Below are 5,172 nucleotides of genomic sequence, written 5' to 3'. Positions count from 1 at the left end.
CGGCGGCCAGGATCGCGTCCACCTCGTCGGCCTGCTGCAGCACCCGCAGCGCCTGCGGTGGCATCCCGGCCGGCCAGAGCGACGCCGGACGCGAGCGCAGCCGGGCGGCGATCTCCTCGCGCACCCCCGGCCGGTGCCGGGCCACACCGAGATCGGTCAGCACCGACGCCGAGGTGCGGACCTGCTCGCGCAGGTCGGCCTCGGCCTGGTTCAGGGCCACGTACTCGGGCACCGGGCCGGGGTCCGGGACGCGGTAGACGGTCCAGCGCACGACGCCGTCGGTGATGTCGTCCGGCACGACGCCGAAGCCGGCGTCCGGGAACAGGATCCCCTCGCCCGCGCTGGTCGCCTCCCGGCTGAACGGCCCCGGGCCGGGCAGCCCGCGCACGTCGCCGGGGGCGGGCAGCACCAGCCGGGCCTGCCCGCGCGGGGTGATCCGGCGCAGCGCGGCGAGCAGCATCGTGACCGACGTCGGCGCGGAACCCGGGCCGGGCACCCCGGTCCACTCGCCGGTGTCGGCGTCGGCGGCGAGCACGTCGTGGGCCTGGGACCAGGGCGCGAGCGAGTCCAGGACGTCGTCCGGGGCGGCGGCCCCGGCGAGCCACGCCGAGGCCCACACCGCCAGGGTGGCAGAGGCGCGGGGCACGAGCGCCAGGCTAACCATCGGGTACCCGGGGTGCGCCAGCGCCGTGCGGGTGATCGTCATCGCGCTCGGTGACCGCTGCGTATCGCCGCCGGCCACCGGTGACACCGCCGTTCGGTGACCCGTTGCGCCGCCCGCGTGGTGCGCGGCCCGGGCCGGGTGCGCGCCGCGTGTCGCGGCGGGGAAGGCGGCGGGTCCGCGGCGATACTCGGGACGTGAGCCCGCGACCGACGCCCCCCACGAACGACTCCCGCGCCCACGACTACCGGGGAGCGTTCACCGCCTCCGGCACCCGCACACAGACCCGCCGGGAGATCCCGCAGGTCACCGCGGAGCCGGGTCTCGTCGTGGAGGACCCGGCCAGCGGGTTCTGCGGCGCCGTCGTCGCGATCGACTCCCGCGAGGTCACGCTCGAGGACCGCCACGGCGGACGGCGGGTGTTCCCGCTGCGCCCGGCCGCGTTCCTGTTCGAGGGAGCGCCCGCGACGCTGGTGAAGCCGGCTCCCGGCGCCGCGGCCGGACGGGCGCTGTCGGCGTCCGGGTCGGTGCACGTCGCGAACCTGAAGGCGCGGACCGCGCGCGCCGCGCGGATCTGGGTGGAGGGCCTGCACGACGCCGAGCTCCTCGAGCGGGTGTGGGGCCACGACCTGAGGGTCGAGGGCATCGTGGTCGAGCCGCTGCACGGCGTCGACGACCTCGCCGCCGCGGTGCGTGAGTTCGGGCCCGGCGACAGCCGCAAGCTCGGCATCCTGGTCGACCACCTCGTCGACGGTTCCAAGGAGACCCGCCAGGCCCGCGAGGCCACCGCCGTCGCGGGGGAGCACGTGCTGGTGACCGGGCACCCCTACGTCGACGTGTGGGAGGCCGTGAAGCCCGCCGTGGTCGGCATCCGGGAGTGGCCGCGGATCCCGCGCGGCACGGACTGGAAGACCGGCGTGTGCTCGGCGCTGGGCTGGGGCGAGCCGGCCGACGGCGCGCGGCGGGTGCTCGGCGCGGTGCGCAGCTACCGGGATCTGGAGACGCCGCTGATCGGCGCCGTCGAGCAGCTGATCGACTTCGTGACCCAGGCCGGGCCGTCGGCGGAGTAACGATCCGGCGACCGGAAACCCCTGATCGGAACCCCTGCCGATCGTCTTCTGGCATCCTGGGGGCATGTCCCCGGCGCTGATCTGGCTGCTCGCCGGCGTCGTGCTGGTCGGTGCCGAGGCGGTCTCGGGCGAGCTGTTCCTGCTGATGCTCGGCGGGGGAGCGCTGGCCGCGGCCGGTGGTGCCGCGCTGGGTCTGGGCTTCGTCGGCGCGGCCGTCGTGTTCGCCGCGGTGTCGGTGGCGCTGCTGCTGGCCGTGCGCCCGATCGTGCGCCGCCGCCTCGAGGCGGGCATGGCCCCGCTGGAGACCCACCACGGCACGATGGTCGGCCGCGACGCCGAGGTGGTGCACCGGGTGGACGGCGAGACCGGGCGGGTCCGGATCGCCGGCGAGCTGTGGTCGGCCCGCTCGAAGGACGGCCACGAGGTCATCGAGGAAGGCGCCGTCGCCACCGTGCTGGAGGTCTCCGGTGCGGTCGCGCTGGTCACCGGGCGCGGGGAGCTGCCGGGCACCGGCGCGTGAGGCCCGGCACATGAGACCGAGCGCATGAGACCCGGCGCATGAGACCTGGCCCTCGGAGCGGGGGCCGTGAAGGGACGCGACCCCGGTCCGGGGTCGTGGACAGCCCGGCCCGCGGGGCCGGGGCACAGGGAGCGCCGGCCCGGCCGGTGCACACCGAGTACGGGGGAGGGCCGGATGGAACCGGGAACGTTGATCTTCGTTGTGATCCTGCTGGTACTGGTGATCACGGTGGTCGTGAAGTCGATCGTGATCGTGCCGCAGGAGTGGGCCTACATCATCGAGCGGCTGGGCAAGTACAAGGGCACCCGCGAGGGCGGCCCGGCGATCCTCATCCCGTTCGTGGACCGGACGCGTGAGCGGGTGGACCTGCGCGAGCAGGTCGTGTCGTTCCCGCCGCAGCCGGTGATCACCCAGGACAACCTGACGGTCAACATCGACACCGTCGTCTACTTCAAGGTCAACGACGCCAAGTCCGCGGTCTACGAGATCGCGAACTACATCGCGGGCGTCGAGCAGATCACCACCACCACGCTGCGCAACGTGGTCGGCGGCATGACGCTGGAGCAGACCCTGACCTCGCGGGACCGGATCAACACGGTGCTGCGCGGCGAGCTCGACGAGGCCACCGGCCGCTGGGGGATCCGCGTCGGCCGGGTCGAGATCAAGGCGATCGACCCGCCCGCGTCCATCCAGGAGTCGATGGAGCGCCAGATGAAGGCCGACCGCGAGAAGCGGGCCATGATCCTCAACGCGGAGGGCCAGCGGGAGTCGGCGATCCGCAGCGCCGAGGGCCAGAAGCAGTCCCAGATCCTCACCGCCGAGGGCGCCAAGCAGGCCGCGATCCTCGACGCCGAGGCCGGGCGGCAGTCCGAGATCCTGCGAGCCCAGGGACGCCGGGCCGCGCAGTACCTCGAGGCGCAGGGTGAGGCGAAGGCGATCGAGAAGACGTTCGCCGCGATCAAGAAGGGCAAGCCGACCCCGGAGCTGCTGGCCTACCAGTACCTGCAGACCCTGCCCGAGATGGCCCAGGGCGAGGCGAACAAGGTCTGGATGGTGCCCAGCGACTTCGGCAAGGCCCTCGAGGGCTTCACCCGGATGCTCGGGGCGCCCGGCGAGGACGGCGTGTTCCGCTACGAGCCCAGCCGGACCGACGACGTCGACACCGCCCCGGAGAACGACGACGAGGCGGTGAAGGACTGGTTCGACGTCTCCACCGACCCGGAGATCGCCCGCCAGGTCGCCGAGGCCACCAAGGCCGCGCAGAAGGAGGTCCCGCCGGTCGGGTCCGACGTGCCGCCGATCGCGGGCGCGGCCGCGGAGGAGGCCCAGCGGGGCATCGAGGCCGCCACCAACCCCAACGGCCAGGCCTGAGCCTTCCCGGCACCAGCGGCGCCCCCGTTTCCGACGGGGGCGCCGTTCGTCGTGCCCGGGGAAGAGGCTCGGGAGCTCAGGCCAGGACGAAGCCGAAGGGGAGCTCCAGGCGGTGGCGGGCCAGCAGGTCCGCGTCGGCCAGCAGGTCGCGGGTGGGGCCGTCCGCGGCCACCACGCCGCCGTCGAGCACGACGCTGCGCGGGCACAGCTGCAGCGCGTAGGGCAGGTCGTGGGTGACCATCAGCATGGTCCGGTCCAGCCCGAGCAGGACCTCGGCCAGCTCGCGGCGGGCCACCGGGTCCAGGTTGGACGACGGCTCGTCGAGCACCAGTATCTCCGGGTCGCAGGCCAGCACCGTGGCCAGGGCGACCCGCCTCCGCTGCCCGCCGGACAGGTGCAGCGGCGAGCGGCCGGCGTGCTCGCCCATCCCGACCGCGTCCAGGGCCTGCCGGACCCGGGCGGCCAGCTCGGCGCCGCGCAGCCCGAAGTTCGCCGGCCCGAACGCGACGTCCTCGCCGACGGTCGGCATGAACAGCTGGTCGTCCGGGTCCTGGAACACGATCCCGACCCGGCGCCGGATCTCCTGCAGGTTCGGCCTGCCCACCGCCAGCCCGCCGACCGAGACGCTGCCCTCGCCGCCGGCGAGGATGCCGTTGAGGTGCAGCACCAGGGTCGTCTTACCCGCGCCGTTGGGTCCGAGCAGGGCGACCCGTTCGCCGGGCGAGATCGTCAGGTTCACTCCGTAGAGCGCCTGGTGCCCGTCCGGGTAGGCGAACGCCAGGTCGTGCACGTGCAGCGAGGGCGCGCTCACGTCAGCGCTCTCATGTCAGGACCCACCCGGTACCGGCCAGCGCGACGGCGACCGCCACCGCGGAGAGCCCCGCCGCCCACTGCCGCGACGTCCCGGGCGCGTCCGACATCGGCGGCATCGCACCGGTCCAGCCGCGGGAGAGCATCGCCAGGTGTACCCGCTCGCCCCGCTCGTAGGACCGGACGAACAGCGCGCCGACGCCGCGGGCGGTCGCGGCCGCCTGCCAGAGGAACCGCGGGTCGTGCCCGCGGGAGATGCGCGACAGGCGCATCCGCCGGGCCTCGCCGGTGATCACGTCGGCGTAGCGCAGCATCAGGGTGGCGATCGTGGTGACCAGCGCCGGGGCGCGCAGGCGCTGCAGCCCGAGCAGCAGGTCGCGCATCGGCGTCGTGGCGGCGAGCGTGAGCGAGGTCAGGACGCCGAGCGTCCCCTTGACCACGATGTTCCACGCCCCGAGCAGGCCGGGCTCGGACAGGGTCGTGCCCCACCACTCGAGAGTCGGCGCCGGTCCGGTGAACGGCAGCAGCACGGCCAGCACGAGGAACGGTGCCTCGATCACCGCGCGGCGCAGGATCCAGCCGAGCGGGATCCGGGCCGCGGCCCACACCGTCGCGAGCAGCACGACGAACCCGGCGAAGACCCCGAACGCCTCCCGCGGGGTGGCCACGACGCACACCACGACCAGGAACGCCGTGACGATCTTGACCTCCGGCGGGAGGCGGTGCACCGGGGAGTCCCG

Annotated in this window: 6 protein-coding genes; 3 read left to right on the top strand and 3 right to left on the bottom strand. The window is 74.3% G+C overall.

Annotated features, from left to right (window positions below; translation table 11 throughout):
* Positions 1–706: hypothetical protein (locus tag I4I78_RS30240; protein ID WP_218614924.1), on the bottom strand; the 706-nt coding region annotated here is incomplete at its 3' end.
* A 152-nt stretch (positions 707–858) separates the two neighbouring features.
* Here I4I78_RS30240 and I4I78_RS30235 point away from each other — a divergent pair.
* The 3 genes from I4I78_RS30235 to I4I78_RS30225 all read left to right on the top strand — a co-directional run bounded on the left by I4I78_RS30235 (position 859) and on the right by I4I78_RS30225 (position 3,622).
* Entirely contained in the window at positions 859–1,731 is an 873-nt protein-coding gene (locus I4I78_RS30235; protein WP_218614923.1) for a DUF3097 domain-containing protein, read from the top strand.
* A gap of 64 nt (positions 1,732–1,795) precedes the next feature.
* The gene (locus I4I78_RS30230; RefSeq protein WP_218614922.1) at positions 1,796–2,251 is read left to right on the top strand and encodes an NfeD family protein; all 456 of its coding nucleotides are present in this window, start codon (positions 1,796–1,798) and stop codon (positions 2,249–2,251) included.
* 174 nt (positions 2,252–2,425) lie between these two features.
* Positions 2,426–3,622 carry an SPFH domain-containing protein gene (locus I4I78_RS30225; protein WP_218614921.1) on the top strand — a complete coding sequence of 399 codons (1,197 nt, stop codon included), beginning with the start codon at positions 2,426–2,428 and terminating at the stop codon, positions 3,620–3,622.
* 76 nt (positions 3,623–3,698) lie between these two features.
* Here the strand turns inward: I4I78_RS30225 and I4I78_RS30220 are convergent, their stop codons facing one another.
* On the bottom strand, positions 3,699–4,433 hold the full coding sequence (locus I4I78_RS30220) for an energy-coupling factor ABC transporter ATP-binding protein (RefSeq protein WP_218614920.1): 735 nt from the start codon (positions 4,431–4,433) through the stop codon (positions 3,699–3,701).
* A 10-nt stretch (positions 4,434–4,443) separates the two neighbouring features.
* Positions 4,444–5,172: cobalt ECF transporter T component CbiQ (gene cbiQ / locus I4I78_RS30215; protein WP_218614919.1), on the bottom strand; the 729-nt coding region annotated here is incomplete at its 5' end.

This window comes from Pseudonocardia sp. KRD291 (genome assembly GCF_019263595.1).
Lineage (GTDB): Bacteria > Actinomycetota > Actinomycetes > Mycobacteriales > Pseudonocardiaceae > Pseudonocardia.
The sequence above is the reverse complement of the archived record's forward strand: the minus strand, read 5'-3'. Positions and strand labels throughout refer to the sequence as shown.